Below are 15124 nucleotides of genomic sequence, written 5' to 3' on the forward strand. Positions count from 1 at the left end.
GGACCTCGGATGCGCTGCCCGGTCACCTGCACGACCTGACCTGCGCCCAACGGTTGGACGTTACCGGCGCCCTCTACTGGGCGGCATCCACACTGAAACTGCCGACCTTGGCCGACTCCGGCTACGACGGCGCTGGTCAGGGCATCCACACCCCGTACAAGCAGCCCGCCGACGGCCGCCGGCTCGCGGTCGACAACCGCGCCTACAACGCCGCTCTCCGATCGATGCGCTGTCTCGGAGAACGCGGCTTCGCGATCCTCACCGGCCGCTGGCGCAGCCTCCGCCACACCACCGCCAGCCCCCGAAACCTCGGCGACCACGTCCGCGCCGCGCTCAACCTCACACATTTCGAATACCGGTACCTACCGGATTCTTGTTGAGATCACCTCAGTACATCAACAAGGCGCAGCCGTGGCAGATCGATGTGTGCGAGAAACTACGTGCGATGGTCGGCCAGACCATTCCAGATGTCGAGGAGCGGCTCCAGTACGGCAAGCCGCACTACCTCAAGAACGGGCACTATGCGGCCGTCATCGCGGTGGCCAAGGACAAGGTCTCGTTCATGATGTTCAACGCAACGGACGTTCCTGAGGTCAAGGGGTTTCTTCGGGCTCTGGGCAACGGTGAACGCAAAGCCGTTGACATCAGAGATGGGCAAACCGTCGACTACGGCGCACTTGCCAGCATCCTGGAGAAGACCGCGACTGCCCTGTAGCTGCCCGGGTGTGTGCCGGGCAAGGCCTGGTCCTGGCATCGCGAGCCCAGGCCGCGGCCGTCCGATGTCCGGCACCTACACCGAGGTCGTACCGAGTGCGCATCGCGGCGTCGGTCATACGGCCCTGCCGGTGGCGGACACCCGCGCCCGGCCGTCACGTGCGGGAGCGTGGCTTCGGCAGATGGTTGAAGATCCAGAGCCACAGCGAGTTCCCCCAGCGGGCGGTACCCGTCTCTGCCCGCCGGGACGCCTCGACTGCGGTGAAGCCGTAGTCGCGCATCTTCTCCTCGTAGGCGCCGATTGCTGCGACGATGTCGGTGCCGCCACCGGGGAGCGCATCGCACAGGTTCGACGCGTCCAGTAGGGCCGTATTCGCGCCGGAGCCGCGGGCCGGGCTCATCGCGTGGATTGCGTCGCCGAGCAGGGTCACCCGGCTCGGCGTCCACGGCTGGACGCGTTCGGCGCTGCGGACCCGGACGAGGAACGTCTCGTCGACCGCGGCTTTGGCGAGCAGCGTGCGCAGGTCGGGGTGCCACGTACGGATCGCCGTGGACGCGACGACATGCAGCGCCACCGCGTCCATCCCGGTCATCGTCGCGTCTGACTCCGGGAACCGGTCATGCTGCGCGGACACGCCCCACATCAGGTAGTCGCCGCTCGGGCTCAGCCTCACCCTCGGGGCGATTGCGGCGGCCGCCTCCGGCGGCGGCTGGCGTAACTCGACGAGTCCGGTCGCCATGCCGATGTGGCCGCCGATGATCGCGGTGAACCCGTCGCGTAGCGCCGTCGGGACGAGCCGTCGCGTCTCGTCGTCGAGCGGCGTCTTGCCGTAGATGATGCGCGACCCGGTGTCCACGACCGTCGCGTCGGGCAGCATCGTGCGGCGGACCGCCGAGTGCACGCCGTCCGCGCCGACGAGCACGTCGGCGCGCTCGGTCGAACCGTCCGCGAAGTGCAGGGTCACACCGGCCGTGTCCTGCTCGTACCCGTCGAGTTCGTGGCCGAAGTGGATCCGATCGTCGAGGCCTGCGCCGAGAATCTCGCGAAGCGCCCCGCGGTTGACCGACGTGCTGAGCGTCTCGGGCTGGTACGGGTCGCGGTTCGGGTCGGTGAGTGTCTCGTGCAGGACGCGCAGTTGGGCGGAGAGCACGGTGAACTTCCTGCTCGGCTGGCTCGCCGTCGTGACGAACAGCCGGAACAGCTTCGGGGGCAGGCGCTTGTCGAGTGCCAGGCCGGCGCGTGCGTCGACGTGCAGCCGGTAGCCCTGCCGGCGGACGTCGGGCGCGGCGTCGCGTTCGTAGACCTGGACGTCGACGCCGGCCCGCACGAGCCCCTGGGCGAGGCACAACCCACCGAGGCCGGCACCGGCCACCGCCACCGCGCAGATCGCTGCTCAACCCTGTCGCCTTCCAGCTTTGCCGGCGTACCGTCCCGGGTTGGATTGACTCGCGGGGTTGAGTAGTTCAGGCCGCGTGTGCGGGTCCTTGGCGATCGGCGTCTCACCCGCGCGGGCGACCGCGACCGCATCACGACGCGACTCCGGCGGGAACGCCTTCGGCATACAGACATCCTTCCAGTGAGGAACACATCCGCACAGGTCAGGAGTCAACCGAACCGGGCGGAGGGTCGTCCCGCCAGCGCTGGCCGCCGTCGCGCGCCCGCTAGGCCGGACCGGCCGCCTTCGCCTGGTGGGCAGCGGACCCGCCGACCCGCCGAGCGCGGCGTTGCCAAGCGCGGCGGAAAAAACTTCTGGCAGGGTGTCGAGCGGGCCGACCGCCGTTCGACGCGTAGGTGAGATGGCACCCTGACATGAGGAGACAGCGATGCGGTTCATGGTGATCACCAAGGCCACCGCGGCGAGCGAGGCCGGCGTGCTGCCCGCCACCGAGGATTTCGACACGATGGGCAAGTTCATTCAGGAGATGGTCGACGCCGGCGTGCTGCTGGACGCCGGCGGCCTTCAGTCCAGCGCCAAGGGCGCCCGGATCTACTTCGACGGCGACAAGAAGACCGTGGTGGACGGGCCGTTCACCGAGACCAAGGAGCTCATCGCCGGTTACTACCTGGTCGAGATGAAGTCGCTTGAGGAGTGTGTCGAGTGGTTCAAGCGCTGCCCGATCCAGCACCCGGGCGTGGGGGCGCAGACCAACATCGAGATCCGGCGGGTCTTCCACGCCGAGGACTTCGGCGAGGAATTCACCGCCGAGCAGCGGGCGGCCGTGGAGAGGCGGCGCGCGACGGTCGCCGGGAACTGATCACCGCAGCCTGGGAGACGCGGGTTCGGCTCAGGACCGAACCCGCCCGCGTGGCATGAGCGTGCTTGCGTCCGATCGCGCGGTGGGGTAGACGGGGGCCGTGGCCACTGACACCCACCGCGCGATCGAGGCTGCCTGGCGGATCGAGGCGCCCCGGCTCATCGCCGGACTGACCAGGCTCGTCCGCGACATCGGCGTGGCCGAGGAGTTGGCGCAGGACGCGCTGGTCGCGGCGCTGGAGCAGTGGCCGGCGGAGGGCGTGCCGCGTAATCCGGGCGCGTGGCTGATGACCACCGCCAAGCGTCGGGCCATCGACCAAATCCGGCGCAACGAGACCTTCAAGCGCAAGGTCGAGGAGGTCGGCCGGGAACTCGAGGAATCCACCCCGGACATCGGTGCGATGGTCGCCGAGGACGACGGCATCGGCGACGACCTCATGCGGCTGGTGTTCGTGGCCTGCCATCCGGTGCTGTCCACGGAGGCCCGCGCCGCACTGACCCTGCGGCTGCTCGGCGGCCTGACCACCGACGAGATCGCCCGGGCCTTCCTGGTGCCGGAACCGACCGTGGCGCAACGGATCGTGCGGGCCAAGAAGACCCTGGCCAACGCTCAGGTGCCGTTCGAGGTACCGCAGGGCGACGAGCTGGCGGCCCGGTTCTCCTCGGTGCTCGAGGTCGTCTACCTGATCTTCAACGAGGGCTACTCGGCCACCACCGGCGACGAGTGGATGCGGCCGGCGCTGTGCGAGGAGGCCCTGCGGCTGGGCCGGGTCCTGGCCCGGCTGGCCCCGCGCGAGCCCGAGGTGCACGGCCTGGTGGCGCTGATGGAGATCCAGGCCTCCCGGGCGGTCGCTCGCACCGGCCCCGGGGGCGAGCCGATCCTGCTGAGCGACCAGAACCGGGCCCGCTGGGACCAGCTGCTGATCCGCCGCGGCTTGGCCGCGCTGGAGCGTGCCGAGGCCCTGATCGATGGCAAGCCCGGCCCGTACGTGCTGCAGGCGGCCATCACCGCCTGCCACGCCCGGGCACGCCGCTTCGAGGACACCGACTGGGAGCGCATCGCCTGGCTCTACGAGAATCTGGCCGAGGCGATGCCGTCCCCGGTGGTCGAGCTGAACCGCGCGGTGGCGCTGTCCATGGCGTTCGGGCCGGCGACCGGGCTGGCGCTTCTGGATCAGCTGATGGCCTTCCCGGCCATGCAGAACTACCACCTGCTGCCCAGTGCACGCGGTGACTTCCTGGTCAAGCTGGGCCGGCACGCCGAGGCGCGGGCGGAGTTCGAGCGGGCGGCGTCGCTGACCCGCAACGAGCGGGAGCGGAGCCTGCTGCTGGATCGTGCCGCCGCCTGCGATCAGCCGCTGCGAACGGACCATTCCTAACCTTTTGAGCCTCTCACCGCCGCGGTGACCGGCGGGGCGCACGCCAGATGAGAGCCACACCAACCTACGGTGCGCAGCCGCGATGAGAGCGACTCCGACGCAAGTCTTGCTCTGACGTGGCGAGTCTTCCTCGATCCGACACCGTCGGAACGTCACCATCACCTGTCAGCCCGGCGAAGCATCGCGTCTGTTTCGGGATCGGGCATGAGCTCCCGAACCTCTTGCGCGCAGCGGCAAGCGCCGGCAATCTTGGCAGCCCACGTCAGCGCCTCCTCGCGTGAGGCCACGTCGACGACCACGAACCCACCAATGACCTCCTTGGTCTCCGGGTAAGGGCAATCGGTGACCATCCCGTCCGTGGCCACGACGCTCGCCCTCTGGCGTTCGAGTCCAGCGCCGAACACAAACACGCCGGCGTTCACGGCCTCCTGGACTACCGCGTGCGATGCCTTGCCCACGTCGGGCCAATCCTCGTCGGGGATGTGGTCCATCGAGCCGTCATTGAACGAGATCAAGTATCGCGTCATCCCATGGCTCCCTTGTCCCGGCGGCCTCGTCCAGCTGCCTCTCGCCTGCTCTACGAACGACTCACCCCGGATCCGACGCTATGCCAGAAGAATTCTCACGGGACCGCCGATGAGCAGAGACTCCTGCCGCGTGCCGCTGACAACGGGCGGCGCTCGACGGTCCGGCCAGGCGGCGGGAGTCAGGCGCTGCCAGGGGCGGGTGGGGGCACTATCGTTCTGGCGTGCACATCCGTTTTGACGTCCCAGCCGATCCCGCCTACCCAGGCTGCGTGGCCGCTGCGCTCGGCAGGGTCCGGCTGCGCAGGTTCGGCTACATCGGTGCGGTGCTGGCGGCGGTCGGGGCGATCGGTTTGGCCGTCTCGCGGGGGTCCGGGTGGGGTGAGCAGACTTCGCCGCTGTGGATGGCGATGGTCGTGGGTGGCCTGCTGTCGATGCTGTACTGGCCGTGGGTGCGGTGGCGCGCCCGGCGTCGCTCCAGTCGCTACGCCGTCGAGGGCGCCTACGACATCACCGATGACAACATCATGATGCGCAGCGGCTCGGAGTCCGGTGGCATCGCCTGGGACGGGGTCGCCGAGGTGAGGGATACCCCGGAGTTCTGGATCGTGTACGTCGGCCGGATGCCGGCGACCGTGATCCCACGCTGGTTGATGTCGGCCGAGGATGCCGAGACGTTGCGAGCCTTCATTGCCAAACGGGGGCTGCTCCGACGTCGGTGAACCCGCCCTGGCCGCGGTCGTACGCGATGCCACTCACCTGGACGCCCGGCCCGCTGGCGCGGCCGTTGAAACCGAACTGTCCCACCGGGTGTATCGGCGTCCGGTCCGGGTATGCGGGCGCGGTTGTCGCCCCGACAGGAGGTAGTGGTGGAAAGTCGAGCCAAGGCGATGGGTCACGCGATCCATCCCATGCTGATCGTGTTCCCGCTCGGGCTCCTCGCCACGTCGGTCATCTTCGACATCCTCTATCTGATCACCGACCGCACCGGATTCCAGATCTCCGCCGCGTACACCATCGCGGCGGGTGTCATCGGCGGCGTGGTCGCCGCCCTGTTCGGCCTCATCGACTGGAGTGCCATCCCAGCCGGCACCCGGGCCAAGCGGATCGGCGCCGCGCACGGCGTCGGCAACCTGGTGGTCGTGATCCTGTTCGCGGTGAGCTGGCTGGTGCGTCTGTCCCGGGAGAACTGGGAGCCGAACGCCGCCGCGCTGGTCCTGAGCTTCGCGGGCATCATCCTGGCCCTGGGGACTGCCTGGCTGGGCGGGGAACTGGTCGAGCGGCTGGGCATCGGGGTGAGTGACAAGGCCGGGGTGAACGCGACCAGCTCGCTGCGCCGCGCGCCGTCGCGCGGCGCCTGACCCCGGCGCCACGCCAACCGGCCGATCTGTCGAGCCGAACCGGTGCCGCGGACATTCCCTCGCGATCAGGTGTCCGCCATCGGTGCCAGGGCGAACAGGGGCGGCACCGGATCCGCAGCCTGGATCGCGGCAACGACCTGCGTCAGTTGCGGGTGGTCGCGGCCGGCCGCCCTGGTGAGGGTGTCCGCATCGGCGTGGTTGCCGAGGTAACACTCGGCGACGGCCCGCAGGAGTAACGCGACGCTGCACAGGTTCGGCGGGTCGGCACCCGGCCGAATGTCGAGAAGCAGCGAACGCGCCTGCTCCGGCCGCTGGTTGAGCAGGTGAGCCAGGCTCATGGCGACACGGGCGGACAACATGTGCGGCTGTACGTGGAAGGCGAGCTGGGCCAGTTCCGCGATCTCCACCACCTCCGGGTGTTGGACCGGCGATTCGTTCACCACCGCGGCGTACAGGTACCACAACCCGAACTGCACCGTGAGCACCTGTCCGATGGCGGCGGCGGTCATGGGATCGGTGCGGTCGGCGCGCGCCAGCGCCGCGAGCCGCTCAGCGTCGGCGATGAGGTCCGCCGCCGACTGCGTGTGGCCCGTGCTCCAGCGCCGGTGGACGGCGGCGAGCGCGAGTCGCGGGTCGTTGCCGTCGCGAGCCGGATCTCTGAGACGATCGTCGTCGACCTGCCCTCGGGCGATCGTCCGCAACGTGCTGCTCACCTCCTCCTGGTAGTAGCCAGCCCGTAGCGCGGCAAGGGTGGCTGTTGGCGCCAGGACCCAGCGCAGCAGGTTGCGGCCGTCACTGCGGGGCGAAGTCCCGGGAATGAGGTTGACCACCCCGAGCAGCGCCGCGAAAAGCGCTGCGCCGAACAGCGCGAGGCGTGTCAACGCCGTGCTCGTCAACGCCGCTGCGGCACAGAGCACCGCCGCAGTGCACAGGTTCGCCATCGGGCCACCGAGGTAGAACAGCACCATCCGCAGCGGCAACGCGGTCGCCGACGGCGCTGGCCGGACCGACACTTCGTTCCGCCACCCGCCGAAGGGTGCGATACGGACCGCGATGACCGGCAGACGCAGCAGCTTCGCCATGACGAGGTGTCCGCACTCGTGCAGGACGAGGTGCACCCACAACGACACGCAGGTGATGGCAACGGCGGCGATCGCACCGGTCACGGACTCGGTCACGACGAGCCCGAACGCCACCGCCTCCAACACCAGGAGAATGGACGCGGCGGCCAGCCGTCGGCGGGGGGAGATCACCGGGAGATGGTACGGCCGGACAAGTAACCGGCGAACGCCTGAACTCGGCGCAGATCGGCGCCACACCCGGCGGCGTCGAATCCGGCGATCGCCCGATCCAGGTGCTCGGCCCTGGTGAGCCCAAGGGTGGACCGCTGCCCCGAGGCGAGGTGACGGCCGAGTTCGTGGTGGGCGCGCGCCAGTTCGTAGGGCATCCCACGGCGCTCGGCTTCGCGTACCGCCCGGACCCACGCCCGGCGGGCGGCCCCGGCGCGGCCGTCGAGCCAGTGGTACCAGCCCAGGCAGATGAGCGCTCTCGGACGGGCCATGGGAAACGTGCGGGCGTAGCGATGCAGCCGGCGCAGGGCGACCGCTGTGGTCGCGCGCAGGTGGGCGGGGTCCGGCTCGTCCGCTCCGCCAGCCGGATTTTCCCGAGAGCCGGCCTGTTCGAGCAGCGTCAGACAGACCTCGGGGACGCCGGCGTGCGCCTCGATGGCGTACTGCTCGAATGACTGATGTGGGCCCATCAGGTGGTCGGCGGTGCGGATCGCCTGCCACGCGTCCGCCCGCCGCCCGGCTGCGAGGTGTTGGCGGGCGGTGGCGACGTGGAGGCGGGCGGCGTCGATCCGGGCTGCTGCCGGCAGGAGCTGTGCGGCCTCTTCGGACCAGCCCGCCAGAGCCGCGTCGTCGGGGTTGGCGCGCAGGGCCGTCTCGATCAGGACGAGCAGACCCCACAGGTGCACGATGGGATCGCGGCGGTCGCGGCCGGAAGCCATCGCCTCGACGGCCGCCGCGGCCGCCTGCGAATAGCGGGCGGTGAGGTACCGGGTGACCGCGGTGATCAGCAGCACCTCGTCGGCCCACCGGTGCATCGGTGTCCGGCGCCGCAGTTTCAGGACCCTGGCGGCGCCGGCCTCGACCGCCGCCCAGTCGCCGACGCCGGTCCAGTGCAGCCCGCCCACGATGCCGACCCAGCAGGCGGTGAGCGGGTCGTCGGTGCGCTCGACGGCGGCGCTCGCGGCGCGGAGGTGTCGGCCCGCGAGCTGGCGCAACCCCAGGGTGCCGACGGTCATCCCGAGACCAGCCTGCGCCCGGACGATGAGATCGAGGTCCCCGGCGCGTTCGGCATCGTTCAACGACGATATCGACGCCGCGAGGATCGGGAAGTGCTCATTGAGCACCCAGTAGACCTCGGCGATCGTGAAGCAGGTGGCGGCGCGTTCCCGGGCCGCCTCGCGCCGCTCCGCACGACGGTCGACGGCACCACCCGGCCGCAGGCCCCGGAGTGTCCGGCGTGCCACCTGTGACGTGAGCATCCCCAGCCGGCCCGTCGTCGACGCCGGCACGCGGGCGCCGAGCAGATCCAACGCCCGTTCCAGGTGGTACCGCGCGGCGTTCGCCTCGCCGAGCTGCTGGTGCGTCTCGCCGAGCATGCGGTGCCAGCGTGCCCGCTGCAGGGTCGTGATCCCCTGGCGTTCCAGGGCGGCGCCGAAGAAGACCTGAGCCTCCCGGAACCAGCCCAGGCGCCGGTACAGCGCCCACAGCCGCAGCAGGTGGGCGTCGAGCGCGGTCGGGTCGGCGTCCAGGATGAGCCAGTCGGTGGCGGCGCGCAGGTTCTCCTGCTCGACTTCCAGACTCGGCCGGCCCTCGGCGCGGGCCTCATCCGGTGGGGGTAGCAGCGCGACATAGTGCTCGGCGTGGCGCCACCGCGCCCGCGCCTCCTCCGCCGGGTCCGTGGCCAGACTCTCGGCGGCGTACTGCCGGAGCAGCTCGTGCATCTCGTAGCGGTCGTCCCCACCGACGGCGACCAGCGACTGGTCGACCAGGCTGGCCAGCATCGGCAGTCCGGCGTCCGCCACGGCGCCGGCGGCCGCGAGGTCGAAGCTGCGGCGCAGCACCGACAACCGACGCAGGGTCCGGCGTTCCTCGTCGGTCAGCAGCTGCCACGACCAGTCGATCACCGAGCGGAGGCTGCGGTGCCGCCGCTCCACGTCAGGTGCGGTCGTCTCGAGCAGTTCGAGCCCGTCGGCGAGCCGGTCGGCGATGGCGGCCGGGCTGGCGGACCGTACCCAGCGGGCGGCCAGCTCGATGGCCAGCGGCACACCGGCGACCAGCCGGCACACCCGACCGACTCCCTCGGCGTCGACGACGGCGGGGAAGCCGGGGCGCAGCGGCCGGGCCCGCTCCTGGAAGAGCTGCACCGCCTCGTAGCCGGCGGCGTCCGCGTCGGCGCCCGGCGGCGGGTACGGCAGGCCGGGCACCTCGACCAGCCACTCCACGCCCAGCCCCAGCTGCCGCCGGGAGGTCACCAGCAGCTGCGTACCCGGTGCTCGTCGCAGCAGTTCGGCGAGGACTCCCGCGGCGTCCCGGAGGTGCTCCAGGTTGTCGAGCACCAGCAGCAGCTCGCGGCCGGCGAGCTGGTCGGTGAGCAGGCCCAGCGGTTCGCGGGGCACGGCCAGCTCTATCTCCAGCGCGCGAGCGAGGCCGGCGACGACCAGGTCGGCGGCCTCGTCCGGGCGGGCCGGGCTGGTCCCCACGAACGACACGAACACCGTCCCGCCACGATGCCGCGTCCGCCGACTCGCGGTGACCTCCACCGCCAGCCGGGTCTTACCGATTCCGCCGGGGCCCACGAGGGTCACGAGCCGGCACGCCGGATCGTCGAGGAGCTCATGCAGACGCGCCAGCTCCCGGTCCCGACCGATCAGCGCGGTGAGCGGGCGAGGCAGGTCGGACGTCGGCGACCCGGCCGACCGGGCCGGATTCTCCTGCCGGGCCGCCGTGGCCGGGAGGACACCCAGCGCGGTGAACCCACCGGTGCCGGCGATCTCGTCCCGCAGGGCGACCGTGGCCGGTGCCGGCTCGACGCCCAGCTCCTCCCGGAGGAGGTAGCGGCAGGTCTCGTACTGGGCGAGGGCGGCGCTGCGCTGACCGCCCACGGCCAGGAACCACATCAACGCGCGGTGCGCCTCCTCGTGGAGCCTCTCCAGCTGCAGCAGACGACGGGTCACCTCGATGCCGCCGGTAGCATCCCGCCGGTCTCTGGCCCGCAGCACGGCACGGTCCATGAGCGCGAGCATGTCCGCTCGGACCGCGGCGCGCCGGTCGGCCAGCCACTCATCCAACAGCGGGGCTCCGGGTACGCCGAAACCCTCGAGAAAATCGCCTCGGCAGAGCCGGACGGCCTCCAGCAGCTCGTCGTCGTCCTGATCGGAGGCGGCCACCCGGCCCACCTCCACAGCGTCGACCCACACCTGCCGGCTGTCCGCCAGCGCAATGGTCTGCCTGCTCACTGCCACATGCTCCGGGACGACCCGACGCAGCTTGGTCAGCACCAGCCGCAGATTTGCCCGGGCCGTCGGCTCCGGAAGGTCGCTCCAGAGCAACCCGGCCAGCGCCGAGCGTGAGTGGGCCGTGCCGGTGACCGCCAGGTAGAACAGGAGCGCCGTCGCCTTGGCAGAGGCCAGCTCCACCAGTGGACGGCCGCCGACCGTCAGCTCGGCCCCGCCGAGCACCCGGACACGCAACTCCTGGTCCCGCATCGCCACCGCCGTCGTCGTCCGCGAAGAACTCTATCGCGATCCACGCTGCGAAAACGGTCGGGAAACGGTCTGCACACGGCCGCTCCCTACGGTCGGGTCATGAGAGTCGAACCCCGGTCCACCAGCGGCATCCCGCCGGCTGGCGTGGTCGCACACGGCAGGGGAGTCACCATGACAGTCGTCCACCCGTTCCGCAGCGACCTGCCCGAGGTGCAGGTCGGCGGTACCACCGTGCAATCGCTCGTGCTGCGGCACGCCGCCCGCCTCGGCGAGAAGCCGGCCCTGATCGACGGCGCAACCGGCCGCACGATCAGCTACCGCCAGCTTGCCACCGGTGTGGAGCGGGTCGCGGCCGGGCTGGTCGCCCGAGGCTTCGCGGCGGGTGACGTCCTGGCCCTCTACAGCCCCAATCTGCCCGAGTACGCCCTGGCGGCCTACGGGACGATGGCGGCCGGCGGGATCGTCACCGGCGCCAACCCGATGCTCACCGTCGAGGAGTTGGCCGGCCAGCTCACCGACGCCGCGGCGCGGATGCTGGTCACCGTCCCGCCGTTCCTGGACCGCGCGTTGGCGGCCGCCGAGCTGGCCGGCGTCCAGGAGGTGCTGGTCTTCGGGGAGGCGGCGGGCGCGACGTCGTTCCGCGAGCTGATCGCCCACCACCATCCGCCGGCGGAGGTGACGAGCGACCTCGACAACGAACTCGCCGCCCTGCCCTACTCGAGCGGCACCACCGGCCTGCCCAAGGGAGTGGAGCTGACCCACTCGAACCTGGTGACGAACGTCCGCCAGAGCCAGGTGGTGATCGATTTCCGCGAGGACGACGTGGTCCTCGCCGCGGCGCCGTTCTTCCACGTCATGGGGTTCAACTTCCTGCTGCCCTGCAGCCTGGCGGCGGGCGCCACCGTCGTCACCCTGGCCAACTCCGATTTCGAGGTTTCCCTTCGGGCCATTGCGGAACACCGGGCGACGGTCACCGTGGTGTCACCGCCGCTGGCGACGGCGTTGGCCGACCATCCGCTGGTGGACAGGCACGACCTGTCCTCGCTGAGAAGCCTCGGCGTGGGTGCGGCACCTCTCGGCGCCGATGTGGAACAGCGGTGCGCCGAGCGGCTCGGCTGTGTGGTCAGTCAGGGCCTCGGCATGACGGAGGCCAGCGCCATGGTCACCGTCGGCCCACTCGACGAGCCGCGGCGCGGGTCGGTCGGCCGGCTGGTACCCAACACCGAGGCGCGCGTCGTCGACCCGGACGGCGGCGGCGACCTCGGTGCCGGACGCGCCGGCGAGCTGTGGATCCGTGGCCCGCAGCTCATGCGGGGCTACCGCGACCGACCGGAGGCCACGGCCGCCACCATCGACGCCGACAGCTGGCTGCACACCGGGGACCTCTGCTACTTCGACGAGGACGGCTACCTGTACGTGGTCGACCGGCTGAAGGAATTGATCAAGTACCAGGGGTACCAGGTCGCGCCGGCCGAGCTGGAGCACCTGCTCCGCACCCACCCGGCGGTCGCCGACGCGGCCGTGGTGCCCCGGCCCGACGCGGACGCCGGCGAGGTGCCGGTCGCGTACGTGGTGCTGCGGGAACCGGCCACAGCCGAGGAACTGCTGGCCTACGTGGCCGAGCGGGTCGCCCCCTACAAACGGCTGCACGCCGTTCGGTTCACCCCATCGGTGCCGAGGGCGCCGTCGGGCAAGCTCTCGCGCCGGGTGCTGGTCGAGGCCGAGCGCGTCGGGTCGGAACGGACGCGGACCGCGCAGGCATCCCCGGCCGAACTCCGCTCGGCTGGCGGGAACCGATGAACATCCTGGTGGCCGGGGCCGTCGGCCGTGGTCCGACCCAGCTGGCAGCGTTCGACGCCGCGCTGGTGGCGGCCGGCGTCGCCGACCGTAACCTGATCTACCTCAGCTCGGTGTTGCCACCCGCCAGCTCGGTACGACAGGTCGACCGGATCGGCTGTACCCCGGGCAGTTGGGGCGACCGGCTGTACTGCGTGGCGGCACAGGCGCGAACAGCGGTGCCGCAAGCAGAGGCCTGGGCCGGTGTCGGCTGGGCGCAGGACGGGTGCGGACGCGGACTGCTGGTGGAACACGAGGCCAGCGACGAGGCGAGCCTGCGGAGGCTGGTGACCACCTCTCTGGACGCGTTGTGCCGCAACCGGGGTACGAGCTTCCCGCGGCGTGGCATCGAGGTCGCGGGCGCTCGGTGCACCGGGCAACCGGTCTGCGCGCTGGTGGTCGCGGTATTTCAGGCGGTGGCCTGGGAACCGGCCCGAGCGGCGGCACCGGTATGAACGGGATTCCCGTGGCGCAGGCGGTTCGGCCACCGCGGCGCCCGCCGACGGAGCACCGAGGGCTCAGGAAGTGGACCGTCAGCCTTGCCGCCACCGTGGCGTCGGCCTACGCGCTGGAGGCGAGCGTGGTGGCCGCGGGCACGTGCCTGGTCGCCTCCGGTCTGTTCAGCGGCCTCGACCGCCAGTGGGTGGTGGCGTTTCTCGTCGCGAGCTACGCGGTCTGGGGGATCGGCCTCACCGCCAATGTGCGAGCGAACTGGATGCTCCTGGCCACGACCGGAACCAGCACCAACGTGCTGTCCAAAGCGGCGTACGACGTGATCCGGCGGATGACGAACAGCGCCCGCGCACCGCGCGTGGCGGCGGCCATCGGGTACGCCGGTACGGAGGTCGCCAAGGAGGTGCCCTACTACGCGGGTGCCTTCGGGGTCGCCGCGCTCAGCGACTCGATCAGCTCGAACGACGCACTCGTGTTCCTCGGCGGCGCGAACCTCGGTGCCGCGCTGTACGAGTACGGGCTCGCCCGTCTCACCCGAGCATTCCTCCGGCGCCGCCGCCACCGGTACGCCTCGTTCGACACGGACTGGGTACCGGCCGAGTACCTCGCCAGCTACTACCGGGCCGTCGAACCGGACGAGATCGCCACCATCGCGTTCTTCGTCGAGGCGATGCGCCACGCGGAGCGCGGTCAACCCGTGTTGTTCTTCGGGGTCGGGCCCACCCTGCACCACGTGTTCGCGGCAGCCGAGGTGGCATCGGAGATTCACCTGGGCGACTATCTGCCGGCCAACCTCCGCGAGATCCAGCGGTGGATCGACCGCGAACCCGACGCCCACGACTGGCGACCGTTCGTCCGCCACACCCTGCGGTGCGAGGGGATCAGCTGCCCGACCGACGAGGACGTGGCCGCCCGCGAGGACCTCGTCAGGGGAAAGATCACCGCGCTGATCCGGGTGGACGGCCGGCACGCCCGCCCGGTGGACCGCCGGTACGCGACGGTGGTCAGCGCCTACTGCGCGGACTCCGCCACCGACGACCGGCCCACCTGGCAGCTCCTCATGCGACACATCACGGGCCTGGTCCAGCCCGGGGGTCTCTTCGTCACCGCGGCCCTGCGCCGATGTCGCGGCTACCTCGTCGCGGGAAGGACCTTTCCCAGTGCTGATGTCGACGAACACGACCTCAGGGCGGTGCTGCGGCCGGAGTTCGGGCCGCTGGACGGGTCGATCGAGGTCCGGCAGGTCGCCCAGGAGAGCTTACACGGCTATTCGGCCATCGTCCTGTGCTGGGCCCGCAAGCGCGTCCGGCCGCCCCGAGCGAACGGCGCGCCGGGACTGGCACTGGTCGGCGCCGGGCTTCTCACCGCGCCAACCCTTTCCACGGTGGCCGACGCGGTGAGCCGGCATGCGCCGGCCAGCGTGCGGGGTGAGGCGACAGGTCTGCAATCCTCGGCGCTGAGCGCGGGTTTCGCGCTCGGATCCCCGGTCGTCGGGCTGGCGATCGACGTCTCCGTGCCAGCGGGCGGCTTCGCGGCAGCCGGGCTGGCCGGCCTCGCCGCGGCGCTGACTGGATGCCTGCTGTCCCGCCGCCCGCCCATCTGAACGGAGTCTCCGCGCAGCGAACTCGGTCGCGCCGGGGCACCGGGCCTTGAGCCACGCGGGGAAACGAGCCCTTGCCAACGGCCGCTCCTCGTCGCCATGAACCGGTGCGGGGTGCAGGGATGACACTGCGCCCACCATCGGCCCCGACCAGGTGTGCCGTTCGGATCGGCTCTCCCTCGACGGGCTTCTGACTTGTGCAGATGCGCAAAGTCGTCCTTGTGTCGA

General features: G+C 71.0%; 13 protein-coding genes. 9 read left to right on the forward strand and 4 right to left on the reverse strand.

The genetic code is table 11. The annotated features are described in order from the left end of the window. Together ACWD5O_RS07900 and ACWD5O_RS07905 are read left to right on the forward strand one after the other, a co-directional pair. A partial coding sequence (locus ACWD5O_RS07900; protein ID WP_450084896.1) for a transposase family protein occupies positions 1 to 380 on the forward strand: 380 nt, incomplete at its 5' end. Between the two features lie 44 nt (positions 381 to 424). Then, a complete protein-coding gene (locus ACWD5O_RS07905) occupies positions 425 to 715 on the forward strand; it encodes a DUF1801 domain-containing protein (RefSeq protein ID WP_450084957.1) in 291 nt (96 codons plus the stop codon). Between the two features lie 154 nt (positions 716 to 869). Here the strand turns inward: ACWD5O_RS07905 and ACWD5O_RS07910 are convergent, their stop codons facing one another. Continuing rightward, positions 870 to 2093, reverse strand: a complete 1224-nt coding sequence (locus ACWD5O_RS07910; protein WP_450084897.1) for an FAD-dependent oxidoreductase — start codon at positions 2091 to 2093, stop codon at positions 870 to 872. Positions 2094 to 2538: 445 nt separating this feature from the next. On the opposite strand from ACWD5O_RS07910, the gene ACWD5O_RS07915 reads away from it, so the two are divergent. Then, positions 2539 to 2970 (forward strand): YciI family protein, encoded by a 432-nt coding sequence (locus ACWD5O_RS07915; RefSeq protein WP_450084898.1) that lies wholly within the window; start codon positions 2539 to 2541, stop codon positions 2968 to 2970. 100 nt (positions 2971 to 3070) lie between these two features. After that, positions 3071 to 4348, forward strand: a complete 1278-nt coding sequence (locus ACWD5O_RS07920) for an RNA polymerase sigma factor (protein ID WP_450084899.1) — start codon at positions 3071 to 3073, stop codon at positions 4346 to 4348. A 158-nt stretch (positions 4349 to 4506) separates the two neighbouring features. On the opposite strand, the gene ACWD5O_RS07925 is transcribed toward ACWD5O_RS07920, so the two are convergent. Next, complete coding sequence (locus ACWD5O_RS07925; RefSeq protein WP_450084900.1) at positions 4507 to 4875, reverse strand: YciI family protein; 369 nt, start codon at positions 4873 to 4875, stop codon at positions 4507 to 4509. Positions 4876 to 5096: 221 nt separating this feature from the next. Between ACWD5O_RS07925 and ACWD5O_RS07930 the strand changes: the two genes are divergently transcribed. Next, complete coding sequence (locus ACWD5O_RS07930; protein ID WP_450084901.1) at positions 5097 to 5594, forward strand: YcxB family protein; 498 nt, start codon at positions 5097 to 5099, stop codon at positions 5592 to 5594. A gap of 147 nt (positions 5595 to 5741) precedes the next feature. Further along, positions 5742 to 6233, forward strand: coding sequence for a DUF2231 domain-containing protein (locus tag ACWD5O_RS07935; protein WP_354966861.1), 492 nt, complete (start codon positions 5742 to 5744; stop codon positions 6231 to 6233). Positions 6234 to 6298: 65 nt separating this feature from the next. On the opposite strand, the gene ACWD5O_RS07940 is transcribed toward ACWD5O_RS07935, so the two are convergent. Then, on the reverse strand, positions 6299 to 7486 hold the full coding sequence (locus ACWD5O_RS07940; RefSeq protein WP_450084902.1) for a hypothetical protein: 1188 nt from the start codon (positions 7484 to 7486) through the stop codon (positions 6299 to 6301). After that, positions 7483 to 11007: an AfsR/SARP family transcriptional regulator gene (locus ACWD5O_RS07945; RefSeq protein ID WP_450084958.1), complete on the reverse strand. Its 3525-nt coding sequence runs from the start codon at positions 11005 to 11007 to the stop codon at positions 7483 to 7485. Before ACWD5O_RS07945 ends, ACWD5O_RS07940 begins: the two co-directional genes overlap by 4 nt. A 99-nt stretch (positions 11008 to 11106) precedes the next feature. On the opposite strand from ACWD5O_RS07945, the gene ACWD5O_RS07950 reads away from it, so the two are divergent. The 3 genes from ACWD5O_RS07950 to gntF all read left to right on the forward strand — a co-directional run bounded on the left by ACWD5O_RS07950 (position 11107) and on the right by gntF (position 14899). Then, complete coding sequence (locus tag ACWD5O_RS07950; RefSeq protein ID WP_450084903.1) at positions 11107 to 12807, forward strand: AMP-binding protein; 1701 nt, start codon at positions 11107 to 11109, stop codon at positions 12805 to 12807. Continuing rightward, positions 12804 to 13298: a pyruvoyl-dependent arginine decarboxylase gene (locus ACWD5O_RS07955; protein WP_450084904.1), complete on the forward strand. Its 495-nt coding sequence runs from the start codon at positions 12804 to 12806 to the stop codon at positions 13296 to 13298. Before ACWD5O_RS07950 ends, ACWD5O_RS07955 begins: the two co-directional genes overlap by 4 nt. Before the next feature lie 95 nt (positions 13299 to 13393). Further along, positions 13394 to 14899, forward strand: coding sequence for a guanitoxin biosynthesis pre-guanitoxin forming N-methyltransferase GntF (gene gntF / locus ACWD5O_RS07960; protein ID WP_450084905.1), 1506 nt, complete (start codon positions 13394 to 13396; stop codon positions 14897 to 14899). The last annotated feature ends 225 nt before the right edge of the window (positions 14900 to 15124 follow it).

The organism is Micromonospora sp. NPDC005161 (assembly GCF_053599855.1).

Bases quoted from the DNA above. Each gene is read 5' to 3' on its own strand.
- ACWD5O_RS07915 (WP_450084898.1), top strand. From the start codon at position 2,539: ATGCGGTTCATGGTGATCACCAAGGCCACCGCGGCGAGCGAGGCCGGC.
- ACWD5O_RS07925 (WP_450084900.1), bottom strand. From the start codon at position 4,875: ATGACGCGATACTTGATCTCGTTCAATGACGGCTCGATGGACCACATC.
- ACWD5O_RS07945 (WP_450084958.1), bottom strand. From the start codon at position 11,007: ATGCGGGACCAGGAGTTGCGTGTCCGGGTGCTCGGCGGGGCCGAGCTG.
- ACWD5O_RS07950 (WP_450084903.1), top strand. From the start codon at position 11,107: ATGAGAGTCGAACCCCGGTCCACCAGCGGCATCCCGCCGGCTGGCGTG.
- ACWD5O_RS07955 (WP_450084904.1), top strand. From the start codon at position 12,804: ATGAACATCCTGGTGGCCGGGGCCGTCGGCCGTGGTCCGACCCAGCTG.